Raw genomic sequence first — 24,313 nt, 5'->3', positions numbered from 1 at the left:
ACGCCCTGAACCGTGAAGGTTCAGTAGAACAGCCGCGGCTCCGGCGAATCCAGCAGGCTGGCCAGCTTGGTCAAGGCGAAGCTCAGTTCCTGGCGGCTGGGTGTCATCAAGGCGATGCGCACGCCGCAGGTGGCGGAGGTCCGCTCTGGCAGGAACTGGCTGCCACTGACAACCGTCACCCCATTGTTGCGCGCCAGGTTGGCGAACTCGTCGCTGGTCCAGGGCTCGGGCAATTCCAGCCAGATGTGGAAGCTGTTGGGCTGGCTGCGAATGTTGTACTGGCCGAGGATTTCCCGTGCCATCTGCTGTCGCGCCGCGGCTTCGCTCTGCTGGACCTGGATCAACTGATCGGCCTTGCCGCTGTTGATCAGGTTGCTGGCCAGCTGGGCCATCAGTGGCGAAGGCATCCAGACGCTGCTGCGCACCATCGACGACAGCCGCGACAGCGTCTGCGGCGGGGCATACAGGTAGCCGATGCGCAGCGCCGGCAGCACGCTCTTGGACAGGCTGGTCAGGTACACCGAACGCTCGGGCGCATAGGCGGCCAGTGGTTCGTACTCGGGGTTCGGTTCAAGAAACCCGTAGATGTCGTCATCGATGATGAACAGGTCGAATTCACGCGCGATCTGAGCGATAGCTTCGCGTCGCTCGCGGGGCATGATCGAGTTGGTCGGGTTCTGGTGGGTCGCCACGCAAACCAGCAGGGCAGGGCGATGCTCGCGACAGGCCGCACGAAGCGCCTCCGGAATGAGACCGTGCTCGTCCATTGCCACACCGCGCAGACGGCGACCCATGCTGTGCGCAAGCGAAATGATGCCGGGGTAGCAGAACGACTCGCACAGAATCACATCGTCGCTTTTCGACAGGCTGCTGATGGCTACCAGCAGGCCATGCTGCGCGCCAGAGGTCAGCACCACCTGCTGCCAGCGGGCCTCGGGCAACCAGCGCTGGATCCAGGCGGCACCCGCTTGCTTGTGCGTCGCATGGCCACCTTCGGTGACGTAGTCCAGCACTTGCGCAAGATCGGGGGCGTCGGCCAGCGCATTGATCGCGCCGCGCAGCCAGTCGGCCATGTGCGCGTCGTTGGGTTTGATGATCGAGAGGTCGACCTGGCTGCTGTCGCCTTTCTGCGCTGCAGGCACCGTCTGTAGCGCAGGCGTGGGTGTCGCGGACTGTCGCTGCAACACGAAGGTGCCACGGCCGACCTCGCCAACCACCAGGCCGCGCTTGGCAGCTTCGTCGTAAGCCCGGCCGATGGTGCCAGGGGTCACGCTCAACGCCTCGGCCAGGTCCTTGAGTGTTGGCAAGCGATCGCCAGCTGCAAGACGACCGCTGCCGATGTCCTGTTCGAGGGCGTCGGCGATCATCAGGTAGACCGGTTGCGACAGGTCGCTGTAGTGAGGAACCCACATAGAAATGGCACCAGAATCTGCGAGAACGCGGAAGCCTAGCACGAATGGTCTTATAGAGGTAATTGCAATTTCCTACGGGTTAATTACCTCTATTGCATCGGTTCTGCTCTGTGATCGGTCGATACGAAGGCGCGTTCTCGCCGGTCCAAGGCGGGTGGTAGGGTGCCGGCTCTTCGCCAGCCCATGTTGAAATCTTTTGAAATCAATGGCTTGATTGAGTCGGTGCAATTTTGTGCGTAATCATTGTAAAAATTTAATTGAATCGAGTCATTTTCCGTTATTACAATGATTGAGTCGATGCAATGTGCCTGCGCCGCTCGGACGTACGCCCTGTCATCGTATTGTTGTGAACGGCTTCAAAAAATAACGACGTCTGCCGCCTCTGCCCGGCTTAGCACGACAACGAATGGCCCCAAGCTAGTTCAATGGAATATCACTCGAAATGGAAAGCGCACACCTGCAACAAGCAGCCGAAACTCAGGCCTCACTGGAGATTCGCTTGCCCTGGGTCGTCTCCAGTGCCTGGCAAACCTTGCTGAACAACACGCCGCTCGACTTCGAGACCAGCAAAGACCTTTATCCACAACTCAAGGACCAGGCGCAGGAAGTGCTGGGCAAGGCGCTGTGTCAGCAGATTCATCACTTCGTCGAAAACCCTGACCTGACCTCCCTGATCGTGCGCAACTGCCCCCGTGACCGCGATGTGCCGCCAACGCCGTATTCCGGCGTACTCAGCCCGCGCAGCACGCCGGTTGCCTGCCTGGTCAGCTTGACCATGCAGAGCCTGATGGGCATCCACCCGATCGTTTACGAAGGCGAGAACGACGGCCGGCTGTTCCGCCATGTCATCCCGGCGCGTAGTTCCTCCAGTCACAAGAGCTCGCATGGCTCCCGACTGCGTTTTTCCTATCACGTCGACAACCCTGACCTGCCATTGTCCTCCGAGCCCATCGGCGAGGCGTCCTGCTGCCCAGAGTACCTGTCGTTCTTCGGTATGCGCTGTGACCCGCGCATCAGCACCACCCTGGTCAACCTCGATGCCGTGATCGCAGCCCTGCCAATGGCCACGGTGCGAGAACTGTGCCTGCCGCAGTTCGAGATTCGCCGTCCGGACTCCTTCACGGGTAACCGCCGTCGCACGGCCGAGCTGCCGGTGCTGGTACGCGGTCAATCCGGCGAGTGGTTGTGCCGCTTCGACAGCGAGAATACCCATGGCCTGAACCTGCGTGCCGAACAAGCGTTGGCCAGTTTGCGCAGTCTGTTGGAAACCCGCCGCTTCGATGAGCCGCACCTGTTACTGCCAGGCGACTTCATGATCTTCAAGAACCAGCGCGTGCTGCATGCCCGTGATGGCTTCGAGCCACAGAACGACGGCGCCGACCGCTGGTTGTTGCGACTGTTCGCGGTCAATGACCTGAACCGGGTTCGCCTGGCCCGGGCCGACCACCTCTACGAAGTTCTCTCGTAACCCTCTCCACCACTCGACGGACACACTGCTATGGAACTGTTAGGCGCCTTCTGGGCGGAACATTGGCTGTTGGCGATTTTGCTGCTGGGCGCAATCGCCTTCATCGCTGGCTTCGTGGATAGCATCGCTGGGGGCGGTGGGCTGTTTCTGGTCCCAGGGTTTCTGCTGGTCGGCATGCCGCCCCAGGTCGCCCTGGGCCAGGAGAAGCTGGTGAGTACGCTGGGAACCCTGGCGGCCATCAGAAACTTCCTGGCCAACAGCAAGATGGTCTGGCAGGTGGCGTTGGTCGGTGTACCGTTCTCGCTGCTCGGTGCTTATCTAGGGGCCCACCTGATCGTGTCGATCTCCCAGGAGACCGTGGGCAAGATCATCCTCGCACTGATCCCTTTCGGCATCCTGATCTTCCTTACCCCTAAAGATCGACCTGTCGAAGAACGCGAGCTGTCGACGCGCATGCTCTACACGGTGGTGCCACTGACCTGCCTGGTGATCGGCTTCTACGACGGCTTCTTCGGACCAGGTACCGGCAGCATGTTCATCATCGCGTTCCATTACCTGTTGCGCATGGACCTGGTATCCAGCTCGGCCAACTCCAAGACCTTCAACTTTGCCTCCAACATCGGTGCACTGGTGGCTTTCGTGATGGCGGGCAAGGTGGTCTATCTCCTGGCCGTGCCCCTGGTGGCCTGCAACATCCTCGGCAACCACATGGGCAGCGCCCTGGCCATCCGTAAAGGCAACGAGGTGGTACGCAAGGCCCTCGTGTTCTCGATGCTGTGCCTGTTCACCAGCCTGGGCGTGAAATACCTGGCCTGACCCCCTGACTTCTGGAGATCCCTGATGAAAACAGCATTCGTAACCGGCGCATCCTCTGGGTTTGGCCGTGCCATCTGCCAAACCCTGGTCAAGAAGGGCTACCGCGTCATCGGTGGCGCCCGGCGCACCGACAAACTGCAGGAGCTGGAAGCGGAACTGGGCGACAATTTCATCCCGCTGACGTTGGATGTCACCGATGCCCGGTCGATTGCTTCTGCGGTAGAACAGATCAACGAGGCGGCGCCCAGCATCGATGTGCTGGTCAATAACGCCGGGCTGGCGCTGGGCATCGAGCGTGCCCAGGTCAGCAGTGCCGAGAACTGGCAGCGCATGATCGACACCAATGTCACCGGGTTGGCCATGGTTACCCATGCCGTGCTGCCGCAGATGGTGAAGGCCGACAGCGGTATGATCATCAACATCGGCTCGATTGCGGGTACTTATCCCTACCCCGGTGGCAACGTGTACGGTGCCAGCAAGGCTTTCGTCCGCCAGTTCAGCTTGAACCTGCGCGCCGATCTGGCAGGCACCCGCGTGCGCGTCAGCAACATCGAACCTGGGCTGTGTTCGGGTACCGACTTCTCGGTGGTGCGCCTGAACGGTGACTTGGCCGCGGTGGAGGCGCTGTATCGCGACGTGCAGGCAATTCTGCCCGAAGACATTGCTGCCACCGTTGCCTGGATCGCCGAGCAACCGGCCCATGTGAACATCAATACCGTAGAAATGATGCCGGTTGCGCAGAGCAGTGCGGCGCTGAACGTGGTGCGCAACCTGCCAGAGTGCTGAAAAGCCTGCATCCCACCTCCATGGTGCTTGCCACCGGATCGTCAGCGCCCATCAGAACGAGCGCCGCCCGCGCGGCGCTTCGCTCCCTTTTTCTCAGCCAATTTCGTCTGTGGCGTACGGCGGTAACGTGCAGATCGCACTGGCATAACTGGCCCGAAACGAACGTAGGAGCGAGCCTTGCTCGCGATGCGATGCGATGCGATGCGATGCGATGCGATGCGATGCGCGGGCGGTCGGCGCTCGATCTCATGTGCACTGAATAGCCCAAGACATACCCAACGACTCCCCCCATGACCCACGTCATCGCACTTCCATGAATCTTGTCTAGTCTTAACGGTTGGCGGCATCTATTTGCCACCACCGTGACTACCAGAGGCGCCGGCCAAGTCCCGCGCGCTCACACCTGATCAGGAGTACACGATGGACCTCAACCGTCGGCAGTTCTTCAAGGTCGCCGCCGTCGGCCTTGGAGGCTCGAGCCTGGCGGCGTTGGGCATGGCCCCGACGCCAGCCTTCGCCGAGCAGGTGCGCCACTTCAAGCTGGCGCACACCCACGAGACGCGTAACACCTGCCCCTACTGTTCGGTCGGCTGCGGCCTGATCATGTACAGCCAGGGTGATGCGGGCAAGAACGTCAAACAGAACATCATCCATATCGAAGGCGACGCCGATCACCCGGTCAACCGCGGCACCCTATGCCCGAAAGGCGCTGGCCTGCTGGACTTCATCCACAGCGCCAGTCGCCTGCAGTACCCTGAGGTGCGCAAGCCGGGCAGCAAGGAGTGGGTACGGGTCAGTTGGGATGATGCGCTCGACCGCATCGCCGACCTGATGAAGCAGGACCGCGACGCCAACTTCATCGAGAAAAACGCCCAGGGTCAGACGGTCAACCGTTGGCTCACCACTGGTTTTCTCGCTGCATCCGCCGCCTCCAGCGAGGCTGGCTACCTGACCCACAAGGTCATCCGCGCAACAGGCATGCTGGGGTTCGATAACCAGGCGCGTGTCTGACATGGCCCGACGGTGGCAAGTCTTGCCCCGACGTACGGCCGTGGCGCCATGACCAACCATTGGTCAGATATCGCCAACGCGAATCTGGTCCTGGTGATGGGTGGCAACGCAGCAGAAGCGCATCCGTGCGGCTTCAAGTGGGTGACCGAGGCCAAGGCGCACAACAAGGCGCGGCTGATCGTGGTCGACCCGCGGTTTACCCGTACCGCCTCGGTGGCGGACTACTACGCGCCGATACGCACCGGCAGTGATATCGCCTTCATGGGCGGGCTGATCAATTACCTGCTGAGCAACGACAAGATCCAGCACGAATACGTGCGCAACTACACCGACGTGTCGTTCATCGTCAAAGAAAACTATGGTTTCGAGGACGGGCTGTTCAGCGGCTACGATGCGGCCAAGCGTGTGTATGCCGACAAATCCGGCTGGGGATACGAGCTGGGTGAAGATGGCTTCGCCAAGGTCGACCCGACGCTCCAGCACCCGCGATGCGTCTATCAACTGATGAAGCAGCACTACAGCCGCTACACACCGGAAGTGGCGAGCATGACCTGTGGCATGCCGCAGGACGCCATGATGAAAATCTGGGAGGAGATCGCCACCTGCTCGGTACCGGGCAAGACCATGACGATCCTCTACGCGCTGGGCTGGACGCAACACTCGATCGGTGCGCAGATCATCCGCAGCGCCGCGATGGTGCAGTTGCTGCTGGGCAACGTTGGCATGCCGGGGGGCGGGGTCAATGCCCTGCGCGGGCATTCCAACATCCAGGGTCTGACCGACCTTGGCCTGCTGTCGAACTCGCTGCCGGGTTACCTGACCTTGCCTGGTGACGCCGAGCAGGACTACGCCGCCTACATCGACAAGCGCGCCTCCAAACCGTTGCGCCCCGGCCAGCTGTCATACTGGCAGAACTACGGCAAGTTCCATGTCAGCTTGATGAAGGCCTGGTTCGGCGCCAATGCAACTGCGCAGAACAATTGGGGCTACGACTGGCTACCCAAGCTCGACGTACCAGCCTACGACGTGCTGCGCATGTTCGAGATGATGGGGCAGGGCAAGGTCAACGGCTACATGTGCCAGGGCTTCAACCCTATTGCCGCGTTGCCGGACAAGAACCGCGTCACTGCGGCCTTGGCCAAGCTCAAGTGGCTGGTGATCATGGACCCGCTGGCCACCGAAACCTCGGAGTTCTGGCGCAACGCCGGGCCGTTCAACGATGTCGACACGGCCAACATCCAGACCGAAGTCATCCGCCTGCCCACCACCTGTTTCGCCGAGGAAGATGGTTCGCTGGTCAACAGCAGTCGTTGGTTGCAGTGGCACTGGAAAGGCGCCGATGGCCCGGGCGAAACACGCACCGATGTGCACATCATGAGCGAACTGTTCCTGCGCCTGCGCAAGCGGTATCAGGCCCAAGGCGGTGCTTTCCCGGACGCGCTGATGAGCATCAACTGGCCGTACAAGGTCCCCGAAGAGCCATCCCCGGAGGAACTGGCCAAGGAGATGAACGGCTGGGCAGTGACCGACCTCACCGACCCGACCGGAGCGCAGCTCAAGGCCGGCCAGCAGCTGTCGGGCTTCGGTCAGCTCAAGGATGACGGCAGCACCGCCTCCGGCTGCTGGATCTTCTCCGGCTGCTGGACCGAGCAGGGCAACCAGATGGCCCGCCGCGACAACAGCGACCCCTATGGCATGCACCAGGTACAGAACTGGGCATGGGCCTGGCCCGCCAACCGTCGCATCCTCTACAACCGGGCCTCCAGCGACCCACAAGGCAAACCGTGGGACCCGGAGAAGAAGCGCCTGGTGTGGTGGAACGGCAAGGCCTGGACAGGCACCGACGTGCCCGACTTCAAGGTCGACTCGCCACCGGAGGCGGGGATGAATCCGTTCATCATGAACCCTGAGGGCGTGGCGCGGTTCTTCGCCATCGACAAGATGGCCGAGGGGCCGTTCCCCGAGCACTACGAGCCGTTCGAAACGCCGATTGGCATCAACCCGCTGCATCCGCAGAACCAGAAGGCCACGAGCAACCCGGCCGGACGGATCTTCGATTCGGTGTGGGACACCTTGGGCAAGCACGACGAGTTCCCTTACGCGGCAACGACCTACCGGCTGACCGAGCACTTCCACTTCTGGAGCAAGCATTGCCGACTCAACGCCATTGCCCAGCCCGAGCAGTTCGTCGAGATCGGCGAGGTGTTGGCCAATGAGAAGGGCATCAAGGCGGGCGACCGGGTGCGGGTGTCGAGCAAGCGCGGGCATATCGAAGCGGTAGCGGTGGTGACCAAGCGGATTCGCCCGCTCAAGGTCAACAACCAGACCGTGCACCAGATCGGCATCCCGTTGCACTGGGGCTTCACCGGGGCTACTCGGCACGGCTACCTGACCAACACGCTGGTGCCGTTCCTCGGTGACGGCAATACCCAGACGCCGGAGTCCAAGTCGTTCCTCGTCAAAGTGGAGAAAATCTGATGGCCAGCCAAGACATCATCGCTCGCTCGGCCACCACCACTGTACCGCCTTCGGTACGCCAGCAGCAGGAAGTGGCCAAGCTGATCGACACCACCAAGTGCATCGGCTGCAAGGCCTGCCAGGTGGCGTGTTCGGAGTGGAACGAGTTGCGTGACGAGGTCGGCCACAACCATGGTACCTACGACAATCCTCAGGACCTGACCGCTGAAACCTGGACCCTGATGCGCTTCACCGAGCACGAGCGCGATGACGGTAACCTGGAGTGGCTGATCCGCAAGGACGGCTGCATGCATTGCGCAGACCCAGGTTGCCTGAAGGCGTGTCCGAGTCCGGGGGCGATCATCAAGCATGCCAACGGCATCGTCGACTTCAACCAGGACCATTGCATCGGTTGCGGCTACTGCATCACCGGCTGCCCGTTCAACATTCCGCGGATCTCGCAGAAAGACCACAAGGCATACAAGTGCACCTTGTGTTCCGACCGCGTGACCGTGGGCCTGGAACCGGCCTGCGTGAAGACGTGCCCAACCGGGGCGATTGTGTTCGGGACCAAGGACGAGATGAAGGTTCATGCCGCCGAGCGTATCGTCGATCTCAAGTCGCGAGGCTACGACAACGCCGGGTTGTACGACCCCGATGGTGTCGGTGGCACTCACGTCATGTACGTGTTGCACCATGCCGACACGCCCAAGCTTTACGCCGGCCTGCCGGACCAGCCGGTGATCAGCCCGCTGGTCGGGTTGTGGAAGGGCTTCGCCAAGCCGCTGGCGCTGCTGGCCATGGGCGCGGCGGTGCTGGCTGGATTCTTCCACTATGTGCGGGTCGGCCCGCAGCGTGTCGAGGAGGATGAACACCCCGCACCGCCGGGTGATGGCGTGCATCAGGTGGACCCGTCGGTCCATGTCTATGATCCTAAACAGCCCGGCGGGCAGGGGGAGCAGCGGCCATGAACGACAACAAGCCTATCCTGCGCTACAACGCCAACGAGCGGAGCAATCACTGGGTCGTGGCGATCCTGTTCGTGCTCGCTGGACTGTCGGGGCTGGCGCTGTTCCACCCAGCGCTGTTCTGGCTGAGTCACCTGTTCGGTGGCGGCCCATGGACGCGCATCCTGCATCCGTTCATCGGGGTAGCGATGTTCGTGTTCTTCCTGGGCCTGGTGCTGCGCTTCTGGCGTGCCAACTTCATCACCGCCAATGACCGCCTGTGGTTGCGCCGCATCGACCGGGTGATGCTCAACAAGGAGGAGGGCGTACCGCCGATCGGCAAGTACAACGCGGGCCAGAAGCTGCTGTTCTGGACCCTGTTGCTGTGCATGCTGGTGTTGCTGGTCAGTGGCGTGGTGATCTGGCGAGCGTACTTCAGCCATTACTTCGACATCGGCGCCATTCGTCTTGCCTCCTTGCTACATGCCTTGGCAGCCTTCGTGCTGATTCTCAGCATCATCGTGCACATCTATGCCGGGATCTGGATCAAGGGCTCGGTAGGCGCCATGTTGCATGGTTGGGTGAGCCGCGCCTGGGCGCGCAAACACCACGCGTTGTGGTACCGCGAAGTGACTGGCGACAAGACGCCGACCCCTCACGGACGTAAAGAAGGATGACCGTTTGAGCACGATACTCGAGCCAGGGCAGATCGAAGCCTCGGCAGTGATGCCGCCGTTTCTGCATCTGCCCCCCGCCAACCTGTTCGAGCTGCGCGCCACGCGCCTCGAACAATTATCCACAGGGCATGCCTTGGGTGACTATTTGCGGCTGGTCGCCCGGCTGTGCCGCATTCAGCAACAGCTTGTGGATAACCCGCCCAGCGGTTTGCCGGTGGCAGAAGACCGTCAGCGCTTGTGTATGAGTCATGGGTTGCCGCCGCTGGCCGCAGATAGCCTGGTTCGCGAAGGCCCGTGGCTGGGATGGCTGCAGGCGTTGCTCGATCACTTCGACAGTGAAGCTGATGGCCCGCTGGTCGATGCCTTGCAGGCCCTGCGTGGCAGCGACGATGGCCAGCGCAAGGGCTGGGGCATCGCCCTGCTCGCTGGCCAGTACGACGCAGTGCCGGCGGCGCTGGTCCCCTTCATTGGCGCGGCTTTGCAAGCGGCCTGGTCGAGCTGGTTGCTGGCGTTGCCCGCGCCCGAACTCCAGCCCACCGCTAGCCTGGCCCAGTGCCCGGCTTGCGGTTCGCCGGCCATGGCCGGCGTAGTGCGCAATCGCGGCAAGCACAATGGGTTGCGTTACCTGGTATGTTCATTGTGCGCCTGTGAATGGCATGTGGTGCGGGTCAAGTGTGTGTACTGCGAGTCGAGCAAAGGCTTGCGGTACACCTATCTGGAGGATGACCGCCATGCGCCGGGCAAGGCGCCGCTGCGTGCCGAATGCTGCCCGGGGTGCGAAAGCTACCTGAAGCAGAATTACCTGGAAAACGATGCAGCGGCCGAGCCGCTGGCCGACGACCTGGCCAGCCTGGCGCTGGATATCCGCCTGGACGAGGAGGGCTTTCATCGCCTGGCACCTAACCTGATGCTCGCGCCCGGATAGTGGGGAGTGTCTACACTGCAATACCGAGTCGCCTGATTCGCGGGTAGGCCCGCTTTCGCAGCGGGATCTGCGCGAGCGGGTTTACCCGCGAAGAGGCCAGCACAGACAACGGATCAGTCCAAGGTAGTACCGCATGTCATCCAGCGTAGCCAGCGACACCCCACGCCTGCCTTCCATCGACACCCTCCTGCGCCACCCGGCCAGTCTTGCGCTGATCGACCGCCACGGTCGCGATGCCGTGCTCGCCACCCTGCGCCAGCTGCTAGACGATCTGCGCGAGCCGGCTCGCGCCGGCCAACTCTGCGCCGCCGAGCTGGCCGCTGAAGTGCTAGTGGGCCGCGCGGGCGAGCGCCTGGCCATCCAACAGCGCAGCCACGTGCGCCGCGTCTTCAACCTCACTGGCACGGTGCTCCACACCAATCTCGGCAGGGCACTGTTGCCGGAAGAGGCCATTGAGGCCATGCAGACCGCTGCCCGCTATCCGCTGAACCTGGAATTCGACCTGGCCACCGGCAAGCGCGGTGACCGTGACGACTTGATCGAAGGCCTGATCCGCGAGCTGACTGGTGCCGAAGCCGTCACCGTGGTCAACAACAATGCCGCCGCCGTGCTGCTGGCGCTCAATAGCCTGGGCGCGCGCAAGGAAGGCGTCATCTCGCGCGGGGAACTGATCGAGATCGGCGGCGCCTTTCGCATTCCCGACATCATGGCCCGTGCCGGTGTACGCCTCCATGAAGTCGGCACCACCAATCGCACCCATCCCCGCGACTACGAAGCGGCCATCGGCCCGCGCACCGGTCTGTTGATGCGCGTGCACTGCAGTAACTACAGCATCCAGGGTTTCACCACCCAGGTGGCCACCGCAGAACTGGCGCGCATTGCTCACCAACATCAGCTGCCACTGCTTGAAGACCTGGGCAGCGGCAGTCTGCTCGACCTGACGCGCTGGGGCCTGCCGGCCGAACCCACGGTTCGCCAAGCGCTCGCCGATGGTGCCGACATCGTGACCTTTAGTGGCGACAAACTGCTCGGCGGCCCTCAGGCGGGCATCATTGTCGGGCGCAAGGCGCTGATTGCCAGAATCAAGAAAAACCCGCTCAAGCGAGCCTTGCGGGTCGACAAGATCACCCTCGCTGCACTCGAAGCGGTGCTGGCGCTGTATCGCAACCCCGACCGCCTGGCCGAGCGCCTGCCCAGCCTGCGTCTGCTGACCCGCAGCCAAGCCCAGATCCAGGCCCAGGCCGAGCGTCTGGCACCGGCACTCACGGCCCGCCTGGGTGAGCAGTGGCGGGTCAGCGTGGAGCCGGCGCTGGGCATGATCGGCAGTGGCAGCCAACCCGTGGCGCGTTTGCCCAGTGCTGCGTTGTGCCTGCGTCCGCAGGTGTCGAAGAAGTTGCGCGGGCGCAGCCTGCATGTGCTGGAGCGTGCCCTGCGAAGCCTGCCCGTGCCGGTGCTGGGGCGCATCGACGACGATGCACTGTGGCTCGACCTGCGCCAGCTCGATGACGAAGCCCAATGGCTGGCGCAACTCCCTGCCTTGCAGTTGGGGCCTGTGCAGTGATCGTAGGAACCGCTGGCCACATCGACCATGGCAAGACTGCGCTGTTGCAGGCACTGACGGGCCAAGCGGGTGACCATCGCCAGGAAGAGCGTGCCCGTGGCATGACCATCGACCTCGGTTATCGCTACGCATCCCTCGCCGAAGGGGCGCCGTTGACCGGCTTTATCGATGTGCCCGGCCACGAGCGATTTATCCACAACATGCTGGCCGGGGCGCATGGCATCGACCTGGTGCTGCTGGTGGTGGCCGCCGATGACGGAGTCATGCCACAGACCCGTGAGCACTTGGCGATCATCGAACTGCTGGGCATTCCCCAGGCGCTGGTGGCGATCAGCAAATGTGACCGGGTGGAACCCGTGCGTTTGCTGGAGGTGCAGGCGCAGGTCACCGAGTTACTCGCGCCAGGGCCTTACGCCGGCGCACCGCAGTTTCCGCTGTCAAGCATCACCGGTGAAGGCATCGGATCCCTGCGTGAGGCCTTGCTGGCGGCCGAAAGGCGTGTGCAGCAACGTAGTGCCCGCGGGGGCTTTCGCCTGGCCGTAGACCGTGCCTTTGCCGTCACCGGTGCAGGTGTGGTGGTCACGGGGACGGCGTTGGCCGGGCAGGTGAGTGCAGGCGACACGTTGTGCCTGGGCAAGGCAGGCAAGCCGGTGCGGGTGCGTGGCCTGCATGCGCAGAATCAGGCGGCACTGGTGGCCGAAGCGGGGCAACGGGTGGCGTTGAACATCACCGCCGAACGCCTGACCGTCGAGCAGGTGCATCGGGGCGATTGGCTGGTGCCTGAATGGCTGCATGCTCCGAGCATGCGGGTCGATATTGAACTGACCCTGTTGGCGGGAGAAACCCGCACTTTCGAACATTTCAGTGCCGTGCACGTACACCTGGGCACCCAGGACGTCACTGCCCGTGTCGCGCTGCTGGAGGGCGAGCGATTGTCGGCGGGCCAGCGCATGTTTGCCCAGTTGCTGCTCAACGCCCCGTTACAAGCCGTCCACGGCGACCGTTTGGTGCTGCGCGACCAGCGTGCCCAGCGCACCTTGGGCGGCGGCAAGGTCCTCGATCCGTTCGCACCCAGTCGCCAGCGACGCAGTGATGAGCGCCTGCGTCAGTTGCAAGTGCTGCGCGATGCCGAGGGGCTGGAGCATGCTCTGACGACGTTGCTGGAAAACGCACCTGGCGGAGTGGATCCGCAGCGCCTTGAGCGCCAGTTCAACCGTCTGCGAGAAACCTGGCAACTTCCAGCCAATGTGTGGGTGGTCGCTACCCGGCAAGGCCAGTTGTTGTTCGATAAAGGCCAATGGCAACGACTCAGGATCCGTGTGCTGGAGCAACTGGCGGCATTCCACGAGCAAGAGCCCGACCAGCTTGGTCCCGACCGCGATCGCTTGCGTCGCTTTGCTGCCTTGCCGCTTGAGCGGCCGGCATTCGTCAGCCTGCTGGATGAGTTGCTGAATGAAGGCGCGATTGCCAGCAGCGGTGCTTGGCTTCACCTGCCTGGTCACAAGGTTCAACTGAGCGATGCCGACAGCGCGTTGTGGTCGCGTCTGCAGCCTCGCTTGCTGGAGGGGCAGTTCGACCCGCCGTGGGTGAGGACCTTGGCCAGCGAGGAAAAATGTCCCGAAGCGGATGTGCGTCTGCTGTTACGCAAGTTGGCGCGGTTGGGCTTGGTGCACCAGGTGGTGCGCGACCTTTTTTACCCTGAAGCGACCCTGCAGTGCATGGCAGAGCTGTTGCTTGCGCAGGCCAATGAAACCCCGATAGTGCAGGTTGCGGCGTTTCGCGATATGTTGGGCATCGGTCGCAAGCGCAGTGTGCAGATTCTCGAGTACTTCGACCGCATCGGTCTGACCCGCAGGGTCGCCGATCAGCGTCACATCCGTGCCGACAGCGCCCTGGCACAGCAGCAGGGCAGGCCCTGAGTTCAAGGAAGGCAATCGCGCCCGGTGGCGCGGCCGGGCTTCAAACCCGGTTGGGGACGGCAGCCGTTCCCGGGCAGGTTCGACTCCCGCTGCCTTCCGCCAATTTTTTTGCACGTGGGAATGGCGTGTGGGCTGTTGGAAGCTTGGCGCAAGGTGGCCGCGCCCATGGGGTCGAGCGCAACGCCCAAGTCAGGCCCGCTCCCCACACAGATCCAACGCAAACCACCGCTCGGCCGCATCCGCATCCAACCCTGCTCCCAGCAGTGCAAACAGCTTGCCCAACGCCGCCTCACGGGTCATGCCGCCACCGCTGACCAACCCCGCACCTCGCAGCTTGTTACCTGCCGCATAGGTGTCGAACACCACCGAACCCTCAGGGCACTGGCTGATCGCAACGATCATCACGCCACGCTGGCGTGCCGCCTGCAGCACCTCCAGCAATGCGTGGTCATCCGAAGGGCCGGTGCCACTGCCGTAGCACTCCAGCAGCAAGCCTTGCACGCCGCTGTCGAGCAGGGCGCGCAGGTGATCGGCCTGCAGGCCGGGGAACACGGGCATCACCGCAAGGTTCACCAGCTTGCGCGGCTGGCGGTAATCCAGCGCGGCAGGCACGCTACCGACACGTTCGCCCTCGCGATGGCGAGGCAGGACGGCAAATGCGTCGAATGCTTCGCTGCGCAGCTTCGAGGCGCGGCAGCCGTGCAGTAGCTGGCCGTGGAAATACAGCTGCACGCCCTCTTCAAGGCCTGCCTCGAACTGACGCAGCGCGCCGCTGAGGTTGTCCCAGGCATCGCTGCCCGGTGCGCCCGCCGGCAACATCGAGCCTGTCAGCAGCACCGGCACTGGCAGGCCCAGCAGCAGGAACGACAACACGGCGGCGCTGTAGGCCAACGTATCGGTGCCATGCAGCAGCAACACGCCGTCGTGGCCGCCAACCTCGACAGCCTCGACAATGGCATCACGCATTGCCAGCCAGTTGGCTTGCTGCATGTTGGCGCTGTCGAGCAGCGGGTTCATTTCCATCAGCGACCACTGCACCTGCGGCGCGTCGGCCTGCTGGGCAAAGTGTTCGCGCATCCGCGCCTCGAAACCACCGGCCGGGGCCAGGCCTTCTGGGGTTTCGAGCATGCCGATGGTGCCTCCGGTGTAGAGGACGAGGAGATTCTTGACTGCACGCATGGAAAGCATCCGTAGCGGTGAGCGGAGAAAGAACAGCCGCCCACGGAAGGGGCGGCTGGGTACGGCAGGATATCAGCGCTGAGGTTGAGCGTGACCGGTGATCTTGTCAGCGGCTGTTTCAACCTGAGGATTGGCAGGCCAGGCATCGCGGTCCAGGTCCAGGTCGGTGAACTTGGACGAGTCGAATACCGGTTGCTTCACGCCGGCCTTGCGCTGGGCGTCGTAGTCGCGCATCACACGCAGTCCGACCTTGAACAGCAGGGCCAGGGCGATCAGGTTGACGAACGCCAGGCAGGTCATGGTGATGTCGGCGAAGGCGAACACGGTCGACAGGTTCTGCACCGAACCCCATACGATCAGCGCCAGGACCAGTGCGCGGTAGCCCATCAGCACAGCACGATTGCGGCTCAGGAACTGCAGGCTGTTCTCGCCCAGGTAGTAGTTGTAGAGGATGCAGGTGAACACGAACAGCGACAGCGCGACGCTGACGAACAGACGACCCCAGTCACCGACCACGGCAGCCAGGGAGTTCTGGGTCAGGACAATACCGTCACCCTCGAAACCAGGGGTGTAGAAGCCCGACAACAGAATCAGCAGTGCGGTGCAGGTGCAGATGACGAAGGTGTCGAGGAACACGCTGAACGCCTGGACCACGCCTTGGGCGCCTGGGTGCTTCACAGCGGCGACCGCAGCGACGTTAGGCGCGCTGCCCAGGCCGGCTTCGTTGGCGAACACGCCACGCTTCACGCCCATGACGATGGCACTGCCGAGCAGGCCGCCGAACGCTGGGTCAAGGCCGAAGGCGCTCTTGAAGATGGTTTCCAGCATGGCGGGTACGTGCTCGATCTGGCTGCCGATCACGTACAGGGTTACGCCGATGTAGGCCAGGGTCTTGACCGGAACCAGCAGGTCGGACACAGCTGCGATGCGCTTGATGCCGCCGAGGAACACGATGGCCAGCAGCACGGCCAGGGCAATACCGGTGTGCTGTGGGTCGAAGCCGAAGGCGTTTTGCAGCGAGTGGGTCACGGTGTACGACTGCAGCCCGTTGAAGGCGAAGCCATAGGTGACCAGCAGCAGGACCGAGAACACCACGGCCATGCTCTTGAGCTTCAGACCATGCTGGATGTAGTAGGCTGGGCCGCCACGGTACAGGCCATCGCCATCGGCGCGCTTGTAGACCTGGGCCAGGGTACATTCGAAGAAGCTGCTGGACATGCCCACCAGTGCGGTAACCCACATCCAGAACACGGCACCTGGGCCGCCCAGGGTCACGGCGATGCCGACGCCTGCGATGTTACCGGCACCGACACGGCCGGCGAGGCTCAGCATCAAGGCCTGGAACGAGCTCAGTTGGCCTGCCTGGCCGCGAAGGGATTCCTTGAAGACACTGAACATATGGCCGAAATGGCGGAACTGCACGAACCGCGAGCGGATGGTGAAGTAGCTGCCGAGTCCGACGATCAGCACGATGAGGAGTTTCCCCGAAAGGAAATCGTTGAGTGCTTCGAGCATTGGAAAATGACCTCGATTCTTATTGTTCGTGTGAATAGAACAGCGGGCGGCAGGCGCACCGCTATGCGTTGGGGCGCATGTTTGGCTATGACAAGAGTCGTTACAATTTCGCGGGTTGCTCTGAGTTGATGCGACTTGATGCTAAAATGGCGCCATTCGCGTCATCTTGGATTCCGCACATGAGCGATCATTTCGCTACCAATCTGAAACTGGCTTGCAGCCACTACCGCTCTATTTCCGAAGTTTGCCGGCAGTTGTCGATCAACCGCGCTCAGTTCAACAAGTACCTGAGTGGGCAGAGCCGTCCGACGGCCTACAACCTCAAGCGCATCGGCGATTTCTTCGGCGTCGAGGATTACGAGCTGAACCTGCCACCCGAACAGTTCGCGCGGTTGATAGGCGCCCGGGTTTCCACCGTGGCCGACCAGGCCAGCGACCCGATCAGTGAATTGTTCCGGCCGCTGCATGCACACGCTGGCAACCTGTCGCGCTATTGCGGGTACTACTTTGAATATTCCAACTGCATGTCGGTGCCCGGCACGATCCTGGTCTCGCTGGTGCATTTGCGGGAGGAGCGCGGCCAGTTTCTGTTCGAGCGTCAGGAGCGTCAGGAGCGATCCACTGCGACCGACCTGCATGCCGAAGTACGCTGCCGTTATCTGGGGGCGGCATTCCAGCTGCAGGACCGCGTGTTCCTGATCGACTACGAGTCGCTGACCCTCAACGAAATGAGCCAGACCATTCTCATCCCCAGTTTCAAGAGCCGCATCACCCGCCTCAATGGGCTCAAGACCGGCGTCTCTAGCGGCGACCGGCGCAACCCGGCCTGCACCCGTGTGGTCTGGGAATACCTGGGGGAGGAAATCAACCGCATCAATGCCTACCGGCAGGTCAAACTGTACCGGCCGGACGATCCGCGCATCGATGATGATGTGCGTGAGCGGTTGAGCGTGGGGCCGCTGAAGAACAGTTTGTTCGAGATTGAGTGATGCTCAGCCTCTTTCGTGCCTTATCTGCAACGCGAAGTGCTGTAGACCGTGTTTCGCAATAACGTCCTGTCATTGTTCTTTTCTTTGTATGTAGGGCTTGGCGGGAGTTTTTGGGAAAACACTGACGATTGAGCCAGGTTTTTTTCGCGTCTGATGCAGGGCCGAGCTCGTTCCGCGTGCCGGGCATTTCTCGTGTAGGGGTGTGATTGGGTTGAATAAGTTACGCCGTGCCTAGAGTTGGACTTCCCCGCCCGGAAACCGCAAAATGACTCCTTTCCTCAAATCAACCTGTTCGGATCTGCTGACTCTATGCGTATGCGCCTGATGCTGTTGGGTGGTGGCAATGCCCTCGGGCAAGCGCTGATTCGTCTCGGGGCCGAGGAGGACATCGCATTCCTGGCGCCGCGTCCGCCTGAAGACGGCTGGACCCCTGCCAGTCTCACCCAGTTGCTGGACGATCATCGCCCCGACGCCCTGGTCAACCTGGCCTATTACTTCGACTGGTTCCAGGCCGAGTCGGTCAGCGAACAGCGTCTGGCCCTGCAGGAGCGGGCGGTGGAGCGGCTGGCGGAACTGTGCCAGCACCACCAGATCACCTTGGTGCAACCGTCTAGCTACCGGGTTTTCGACGGCTCGCGGGCCACGGCCTACAGCGAAAAGGACGAGCCGCTGCCGCTCGGCCTGCGTGGCCAGGCGCTGTGGCGGATCGAGCAGAGCGTGCGGGCAGCGTGCCCTCACCATGTGCTGCTGCGGTTCGGCTGGCTGCTGGACGAGAGCATCGACGGCACCCTGGGGCGCTTCCTGACCCGCGCCGAGCAGCCACAGGAATTGCTGCTGGCGGACGATCGCCGTGGTAACCCAACGCCTGTCGACGATGCGGCCCGGGTCATTCTCTCGGTGCTCAAGCAGCTCGACTGCAACGCGCCGCTGTGGGGCACCTACCACTACGCTGGTAACGAGGCGACTACGCCGCTGGCGCTGGGCCAGGCCATCCTCGGCGAGGCCGGGCAGTACCGCAAGCTGGCCGTGCAGGCACCCACCCCGCAGGCACACGCTGCGCGCCCGGATGCCAGCGAGGAACCCCAGCATGCGGTGCTGGCCTGTAAGAAAATCCTTCACACCTTCGGCATCAAGCCGCGTGCCTGGCGCGCCGGTTTGCCGCCCCTTCTGGACCGATTCTACCGACATGGCTGATGCCCCCATCCTCATCACCGGCGGCGCCGGCTTCATTGGCTCCCATCTGTGTGATGCTTTGCTAGGCAAAGGCTACGCCGTACGTATCCTCGACGACCTGTCCACAGGCAAGCGGGACAACCTGCAGCTGGGCCACCCAAAGCTCGAACTGATCGAAGGCGACGTGGCAGACGCCGAGCTGGTCAACCGCGCCGTTGCCGACTGTGCTGGCGTGGTGCACCTGGCGGCGGTGGCTTCGGTGCAGGCGTCGGTCGAAGACCCGGTGAAAACCCACCAGAGCAACTTCATTGGCACCCTCAATGTATGCGAGGCGATGCGTGTGCAAGGTGTGCGTCGTGTGCTGTTCGCTTCCAGTGCGGCGGTTTATGGCAACAACGGCGAGGGCGAGTCGATCGCCGAAGACACGCCCAAGGCGCCGCTGACGCCCTACGCCGTGGATAAACTGGCCAGTGAGCAGTACCTGGACTTCTACCGTCGTCAGCATGGCCTGGAGCCAGTGGTGTTCCGCTTCTTCAATATTTTCGGGCCACGGCAGGATCCGTCCTCGCCCTACTCCGGTGTGATCAGCATTTTCTGCGAACGAGCGACCCAGGGCCTGCCGATCACTGTGTTCGGTGATGGTGAGCAGACTCGCGATTTTCTCTATGTGGCGGACCTGGTACAGGTCATGGTGCAGGCACTGGAAAAGCCGCAAGCGGAAGAGGGGGCTGTGAATATCGGCCTGAACCAGGCGACTTCGCTGAACCAGCTGTTGAAGGCGCTGGAGACGGTGGTGGGCAGCTTGCCGGCTATCAGCTACGGGCCGGCGCGGTCGGGTGACATTCGCCATTCTCGGGCGGATAACCAGCGGTTGCTGGCGCGGTTCCAATTCCCACGGCCGACCTCGATGGTCGAGGGCTTGGCCCAGCTTCTGGGTAAAGGCTGAGATAATCCAAGGGTTATCGCCCGTCACCTGCAGAAAGCCGGTTTGCCGGCAATAAGCCCACAGCACAGCGGGGGCGCAAGGCCCCCGCCAGTATCGCGACCTGAATCAGAACTTGTAGCCGAGACCGACCATGTACACCCAAGGGTCTACATCCACGTCGACCTTGGTCTTGCCAACGCCCAGGGCGTTGGGGCCATCGACGGTCGCCTTGGTGTCGAGGTCGATGTACCAGACCGAGGCGTTGAACAGCAGGTTATCGGTCAGCATGTAGTCCATGCCCAACTGGCCGGCCAGGCCCACCGAATCCTGCAGCTTCAGGTTGCTGAAGCCCTGCTGTTTGCGTGCACCGCTGAGGTCTTCGTCGAAGAACATGGTGTAGTTGATACCGATACCGGCGTACGGCTGGAACTTCGAAGTAGGCGCCATCGGGTAGTACTGCAACGACAGGGTCGGTGGCAGGTGCTTGATGTCGGCCAGTTTGCCGTCCAGGCCCGGGCCAAGGCCTTTGACGGCCACGGTGTGGTTGAACGGGGTGGCGGCCAGCAGCTCGACGCCGATGTGGTCGGTGAGCATGTAGGCGAAGGTCAGGCCCAACTGGGTGTCGCTGTCCAGGGTAGCCTTGGTGCCCGAAACCTTTGCGCCATCGAGCTTGAGTGCGCCGCTGTCTTCGTTCGGATCTACCGTGGCGGCACCGGCGCGGATGATGAAATCACCCGCCTGGTGGGCGTTGGCAACAGGGGCTGCGAGCGCCAAGGCAACGAGTGCGGCGCCGAGCAAGGACTTGTTCATGGAAGCTCCCAAAGGACGTGAAAATTTTGTGAAGTCCAATGGTACGAAGACGCATAAACAGAAAGTTTGACCCAGCTCAACGAAGCGTGTGTACGACTTCGAAACAGTTCTCACTTCAGCTCATAAGCGTAGATTTTCTCGGCTTCCATCTGGTATCCGGCATCGGCCAGCTCGCTGCTGGAGGCTCTAACTTGCATCTTTCCCTCGATCCAGTAGGGCTGGTAGAGGTCTTCGACGCGTACGCCCATCTCACTGAAAATATGCACGATCTGGTTCGAGGGCGGAGGCGGCACGTGTATGCAGGCGCCGTAGTAAGGCACCAGCAGGAATTCGGTGGTGCGGCCTTCTTCGCTGACTTCCAGCGGCACGATATAGCCGGGCAGTTTGATCAACTGGCCGTCCAGTTTCTTGACCACGGGAGCATTGGGCGCTTGCTGGCGCGCTGCCGGGGCAGATTCGGCGGACAGTGCATCGCTGAGCTGCGACATGTCGTGCAGCGGGGCGAGTTGTGGCGGGATGACCGGTGCGCCCTCGGGGATGAGCGCGGGCCAATCCAGCTCGCGAGGTTCCGAGGCCCAGGCAGGCGATGCCAGCCAGAGCAGCACAACCAGTAGAAGTTGTGCTGCTCTGGCCGGCCTGTTCGCGGGTTTACCCGCGAAGAAGGCGGTGAGGTTCCTGGTCATGGTAGGCACTCAGAGGTGAATCGACAGACCGTCGGCGAGCGACTGCCGGTAGGCGCGCCAGGCGGGCACACTGCCCATCAGCAGCGCGGCAACGAGGATGATAGCCAGCAACGTCCACTCATGCGCACTTGGCCAGGCCAGCGGCAGGTAGAGGCCGTAGTTGGCCTGCACATAACCCTGGGCCAGGGCTATACCGGCATAGAGCAGACCAAGCCCAGCAGCGATGCCCGCCACGGCGAGGGCGAATGCTTCGAGCACCAGCAAGCCGGCAATGTGCCAAGGGCGCGCGCCAACCGAGCGCAGAATCGCCATCTCCCGGCGCCGTTCGTTGAGGCTGGTGAGAATGGCGGTGAGCATGCCAATCAGCCCGGTCAGCACGACGAACAGCGACACCACGAACAAGGCCTGCTCGGCCGTGCCCATGAGGCTCCACAGCTCTTGCAGCGCCACCCCAGGCAGAATCGCCAGTAGCGGCTCATTGCGGTACTCGTTGATTTCGCGTTGCAGGCTGAAGGTGGCGATCTTGTTGTTCAGGCCCAGCATGAAGGCGGTGATTGCGGTGGGCTGCAGGTCCATACCACGTGCCTGCTCGGCGCTGATGCGTCCGGCGCCCCTGGCAGGGACACCGTTGTGCCAGTCGATGTGGATAGCTTCCATGCCGCCGAGGCTGATGTGCAGCGTTCGGTCCACGGGAGTGCCGGTGCGTTTGAGCACACCCACCACAGTGAAGGGCTTGTCGTCATGCTTGACCAGGCTGATCGCGGCCACCCCGTGGGCCAGCACCAGCTTGTCACCCAGCTTGTACTGCAGGGCCTCGGCGACTTCGGCTCCGAGCACCACTTCGAACGGGTCGTCGGCGAACGCCCGACCCTGGCTCAGTTCCAGATGTTGGCGGCGGCCATATTGGTAGTGGCTGAAGTAGTCGCCGGTGGTGCCCATCACCCGGTAGCCTCGGTGCGAGTCGCCCAGTGAGATGGGGATGGCCCATTTCACCCGAGGGTCCTTGGCGTAGTGCTCGAAGCTGTCCCAGCGAATGTTGTTGGTGGCGTTGCCAATGCGGAACACCGAATACAGCAACAGGTTCACCGAGCCCGAACGGGCACCGACGATCAGGTCGGTGCCGCTTATGGTGCTGGCGAAACTGGCGCGGGCTTCGGTGCGCACTCGTTCGACGGCCAGTAACAGGCACACTGACAGGGCAATGGCAAAGGCCGTCAGGAAGGCGGTGAAACGACGGTTGGCCAGGCTGGCCAGAGCAAGGCGAAGCAGGTACATCAGGCCTCCCGGGGCTTGGCGGCGCGGTTGAGTTCGGTCAGCGACAGGTGTCGGTCGAACAGGGGGGCCAGGCTTTGGTCGTGGCTGACGAACAGCAGGCTGGAACCCGCTGCCCGACATTCGTCGAACAGCAGGCGAATGAACGCCTCACGGGTATCGGCGTCAAGCGCCGAAGTGGGTTCGTCGGCGATCACCAGTTCAGGTTGGCCGATCAATGCCCGGGCTGCGGCGACCCGTTGTTGCTGGCCAATCGACAGGCTGCCCGCGCGGCGAGCGAGCAAGGCCGGGTCGTCCAGGCCCAGGTGGGCCAGCAGTGAGGCGGCGGCTTGGCTCACGCTACCGTGGCGCTCCATCGCACGTTTGGCGCGGCTTTGCGAGAAGCGACAAGGCAGTTCGACGTTTTCGCGCACCGAGAGAAACGGCAGCAGGTTGAACTGCTGGAAGATGTAACCGGTGTGGTCGACCCGGAACCGATCGCGGGCCCCTTGGCCCAGGCCGGAGAGGTCTTGCCCGAGTAGGCGGATGCTGCCTTGGCCGGGTTGGTTGACGCCACCCAGCAGCCCCAGCAGGGTGGTCTTGCCACTGCCGCTGGGGCCTTTGAGGAACAACGCCTCGCCGGTATCCAGGCGCAATGCCGGGATATCCAGCAAGGGCGGCTGCCCTGGCCAGGCGAACACCAGGTCATGCAGTTCGATCAGCGCCTGGCTCATTCAGAATGCAACCACGGCCTTGGCGGGAGTGGTTTCCAGGCCTTTCTGGCCATCAGGGCCGATCAGTTGCACGCTGATCTTCTGGGTTTGCGGGAAGGCCTTGAACAAAGGGCTCAGGTCAATCTGGGAAAGCTTGTCGGGGTTCGCGCAGCTCAGTTGATAGTGGGCGTTGACGTCGGCGTGCTGGTGCGCGTGTTCATGGGCATCGCCCTCGTCATCGGCATGGGCGGCATCGCCGAACAGCGGGCTCTCCAGTTCCTGCGCTTCTTCCTTGCAGCCGGCGGCTTGCGCCAGGCCGAACAGCTTCAGGGGCTGTTCGAGCTGCTGGCGAGCGGCGGCGACTTTGGCTTTGTCGGCGTCGGTGTTGGCGGTGTGCTCGAAGCCGACCAGGTTCATCGCCGGGCTGTCCAGTTCCAGCTCAAGGGTGTTGCCGTCGAGCACGGCGTTGAGCTTGGCCACCCCATGCTCGTGGGCGCCGAGGGTGCCGTGGGCGTGATCGTGGTCATGATCATGGTCATCGTGGGCATGGACCACGGCCAGGGGCAGCAGGGCGAAGGGCAGGGCAAGCAGCAGGCGACGCATGGACGACTCCGGGAGCGGGTTGAAATTTAAGTTATGTTATAACAAGTTCTCTGCGAGTCGCCAGCCTGCGTGGCGCAGGTTTCATGTTGCGGTAGCATGGGGCATTGACTTGGGTTCAAGGAATGCATCATGAGAATTCGCGGACAGATCGGCGACTGGCCGGTGGACCTGACTATCGAGTTGGATCCGGCAGAATGGGCGCAGTTGGGGGGGCAGGTCGAGGCGCAGGTACAGGGCACAGCCTCGCCTGCGCCGACAATGTCGACACCGCGTCAGGATGACGGCCAGTGGGCTGTGGCGCTTGATGTATTGCGCCAGGCTGGGCAGATGTCCGGGCCTGATTTGTTGGAGAGCCTCACGGGGTTGGCCGGCAGTGCCGCAGCAGGCAAGAAGCTGCTGGTGCGGTTGAGGCACTCTGCTCAGGTACGCGTGTTGGCGGGAGAAGATGCGCCACTGTACTGTTGGCAGGAAGATGCAAGCGAGCAGCTTTGAG

The 24,313-nt window shown here is 62.7% G+C and carries 21 protein-coding genes and 1 tRNA gene; 14 read left to right on the top strand and 8 right to left on the bottom strand.

Features of this window, described 5'->3' with window-relative positions; all coding sequences use genetic code 11:
• Positions 1-20: 20 nt before the first annotated feature.
• Positions 21-1,412, bottom strand: coding sequence for an aminotransferase-like domain-containing protein (locus tag IF103_RS21825; protein ID WP_027907534.1), 1,392 nt, complete (start codon positions 1,410-1,412; stop codon positions 21-23).
• 442 nt (positions 1,413-1,854) lie between these two features.
• On the opposite strand from IF103_RS21825, the gene IF103_RS21820 reads away from it, so the two are divergent.
• From IF103_RS21820 to IF103_RS21775, 10 genes are all read left to right on the top strand, one after another.
• Positions 1,855-2,880: a TauD/TfdA family dioxygenase gene (locus tag IF103_RS21820; RefSeq protein ID WP_023382616.1), complete on the top strand. Its 1,026-nt coding sequence runs from the start codon at positions 1,855-1,857 to the stop codon at positions 2,878-2,880.
• Between the two features lie 30 nt (positions 2,881-2,910).
• Positions 2,911-3,696 carry a sulfite exporter TauE/SafE family protein gene (locus IF103_RS21815; protein WP_023382615.1) on the top strand — a complete coding sequence of 262 codons (786 nt, stop codon included), beginning with the start codon at positions 2,911-2,913 and terminating at the stop codon, positions 3,694-3,696.
• A gap of 24 nt (positions 3,697-3,720) precedes the next feature.
• Entirely contained in the window at positions 3,721-4,482 is a 762-nt protein-coding gene (locus IF103_RS21810; RefSeq protein WP_104881184.1) for an SDR family NAD(P)-dependent oxidoreductase, read from the top strand.
• A gap of 420 nt (positions 4,483-4,902) precedes the next feature.
• Positions 4,903-7,971: a formate dehydrogenase-N subunit alpha gene (gene fdnG, locus IF103_RS21805; protein ID WP_148299938.1), complete on the top strand. Its 3,069-nt coding sequence runs from the start codon at positions 4,903-4,905 to the stop codon at positions 7,969-7,971.
• Positions 7,971-8,921: a formate dehydrogenase subunit beta gene (fdxH, locus tag IF103_RS21800; protein ID WP_023382611.1), complete on the top strand. Its 951-nt coding sequence runs from the start codon at positions 7,971-7,973 to the stop codon at positions 8,919-8,921. The genes fdnG and fdxH overlap by 1 nt, the downstream gene beginning before the upstream one ends.
• Positions 8,918-9,574, top strand: coding sequence for a formate dehydrogenase subunit gamma (locus IF103_RS21795; protein WP_202675668.1), 657 nt, complete (start codon positions 8,918-8,920; stop codon positions 9,572-9,574). Before fdxH ends, IF103_RS21795 begins: the two co-directional genes overlap by 4 nt.
• Positions 9,575-9,578: 4 nt before the next feature.
• The gene (gene fdhE, locus IF103_RS21790) at positions 9,579-10,499 is read left to right on the top strand and encodes a formate dehydrogenase accessory protein FdhE (protein ID WP_104883238.1); all 921 of its coding nucleotides are present in this window, start codon (positions 9,579-9,581) and stop codon (positions 10,497-10,499) included.
• Positions 10,500-10,632: 133 nt separating this feature from the next.
• Positions 10,633-12,060 carry an L-seryl-tRNA(Sec) selenium transferase gene (gene selA, locus IF103_RS21785; RefSeq protein ID WP_023382608.1) on the top strand — a complete coding sequence of 476 codons (1,428 nt, stop codon included), beginning with the start codon at positions 10,633-10,635 and terminating at the stop codon, positions 12,058-12,060.
• The gene (gene selB, locus IF103_RS21780; RefSeq protein ID WP_023382607.1) at positions 12,057-13,979 is read left to right on the top strand and encodes a selenocysteine-specific translation elongation factor; all 1,923 of its coding nucleotides are present in this window, start codon (positions 12,057-12,059) and stop codon (positions 13,977-13,979) included. The genes selA and selB overlap by 4 nt, the downstream gene beginning before the upstream one ends.
• Positions 13,980-13,985: 6 nt before the next feature.
• Positions 13,986-14,081 (top strand) — tRNA-Sec (locus tag IF103_RS21775).
• Between the two features lie 87 nt (positions 14,082-14,168).
• Here the strand turns inward: IF103_RS21775 and IF103_RS21770 are convergent.
• Together IF103_RS21770 and IF103_RS21765 are read right to left on the bottom strand one after the other, a co-directional pair.
• Positions 14,169-15,158 (bottom strand): asparaginase, encoded by a 990-nt coding sequence (locus tag IF103_RS21770; protein WP_023382606.1) that lies wholly within the window; start codon positions 15,156-15,158, stop codon positions 14,169-14,171.
• A 72-nt stretch (positions 15,159-15,230) separates the two neighbouring features.
• Positions 15,231-16,673: an alanine/glycine:cation symporter family protein gene (locus IF103_RS21765; protein ID WP_023382605.1), complete on the bottom strand. Its 1,443-nt coding sequence runs from the start codon at positions 16,671-16,673 to the stop codon at positions 15,231-15,233.
• A 179-nt stretch (positions 16,674-16,852) separates the two neighbouring features.
• Between IF103_RS21765 and IF103_RS21760 the strand changes: the two genes are divergently transcribed.
• The 3 genes from IF103_RS21760 (at position 16,853) to IF103_RS21750 (ending at position 19,781) form a co-directional block, all read left to right on the top strand.
• Positions 16,853-17,662 (top strand): helix-turn-helix domain-containing protein, encoded by an 810-nt coding sequence (locus tag IF103_RS21760; protein ID WP_023382604.1) that lies wholly within the window; start codon positions 16,853-16,855, stop codon positions 17,660-17,662.
• 309 nt (positions 17,663-17,971) lie between these two features.
• Positions 17,972-18,856 (top strand): sugar nucleotide-binding protein, encoded by an 885-nt coding sequence (locus IF103_RS21755; RefSeq protein ID WP_023382603.1) that lies wholly within the window; start codon positions 17,972-17,974, stop codon positions 18,854-18,856.
• Positions 18,849-19,781, top strand: a complete 933-nt coding sequence (locus IF103_RS21750) for an NAD-dependent epimerase/dehydratase family protein (protein WP_202675667.1) — start codon at positions 18,849-18,851, stop codon at positions 19,779-19,781. The genes IF103_RS21755 and IF103_RS21750 overlap by 8 nt, the downstream gene beginning before the upstream one ends.
• 105 nt (positions 19,782-19,886) lie before the next feature.
• On the opposite strand, the gene IF103_RS21745 is transcribed toward IF103_RS21750, so the two are convergent.
• The 5 genes from IF103_RS21745 to IF103_RS21725 form a co-directional block, all read right to left on the bottom strand.
• A complete protein-coding gene (locus tag IF103_RS21745) occupies positions 19,887-20,570 on the bottom strand; it encodes an OmpW/AlkL family protein (protein WP_023382601.1) in 684 nt (227 codons plus the stop codon).
• A 110-nt stretch (positions 20,571-20,680) separates the two neighbouring features.
• Entirely contained in the window at positions 20,681-21,253 is a 573-nt protein-coding gene (locus IF103_RS21740; protein ID WP_049818789.1) for a DUF3299 domain-containing protein, read from the bottom strand.
• A gap of 9 nt (positions 21,254-21,262) precedes the next feature.
• Positions 21,263-22,528, bottom strand: a complete 1,266-nt coding sequence (locus IF103_RS21735; RefSeq protein WP_023382599.1) for an ABC transporter permease — start codon at positions 22,526-22,528, stop codon at positions 21,263-21,265.
• Complete coding sequence (locus tag IF103_RS21730) at positions 22,528-23,238, bottom strand: ABC transporter ATP-binding protein (protein ID WP_023382598.1); 711 nt, start codon at positions 23,236-23,238, stop codon at positions 22,528-22,530. The genes IF103_RS21735 and IF103_RS21730 overlap by 1 nt, the downstream gene beginning before the upstream one ends.
• The gene (locus IF103_RS21725) at positions 23,239-23,820 is read right to left on the bottom strand and encodes a DUF2796 domain-containing protein (protein ID WP_023382597.1); all 582 of its coding nucleotides are present in this window, start codon (positions 23,818-23,820) and stop codon (positions 23,239-23,241) included. It abuts the gene before it with no gap.
• A 129-nt stretch (positions 23,821-23,949) separates the two neighbouring features.
• Between IF103_RS21725 and IF103_RS21720 the strand changes: the two genes are divergently transcribed.
• Positions 23,950-24,312, top strand: a complete 363-nt coding sequence (locus IF103_RS21720) for a hypothetical protein (RefSeq protein WP_023382596.1) — start codon at positions 23,950-23,952, stop codon at positions 24,310-24,312.
• Position 24,313 lies beyond the last annotated feature (1 nt).

It is taken from the genome of Pseudomonas sp. SK2 (assembly GCF_016772395.1).
In the GTDB taxonomy this organism is placed as follows: domain Bacteria; phylum Pseudomonadota; class Gammaproteobacteria; order Pseudomonadales; family Pseudomonadaceae; genus Aquipseudomonas; species Aquipseudomonas taiwanensis.
Note: the sequence above shows the minus strand (reverse complement) of the source record. Positions and strands in the feature narration are given on the sequence as shown.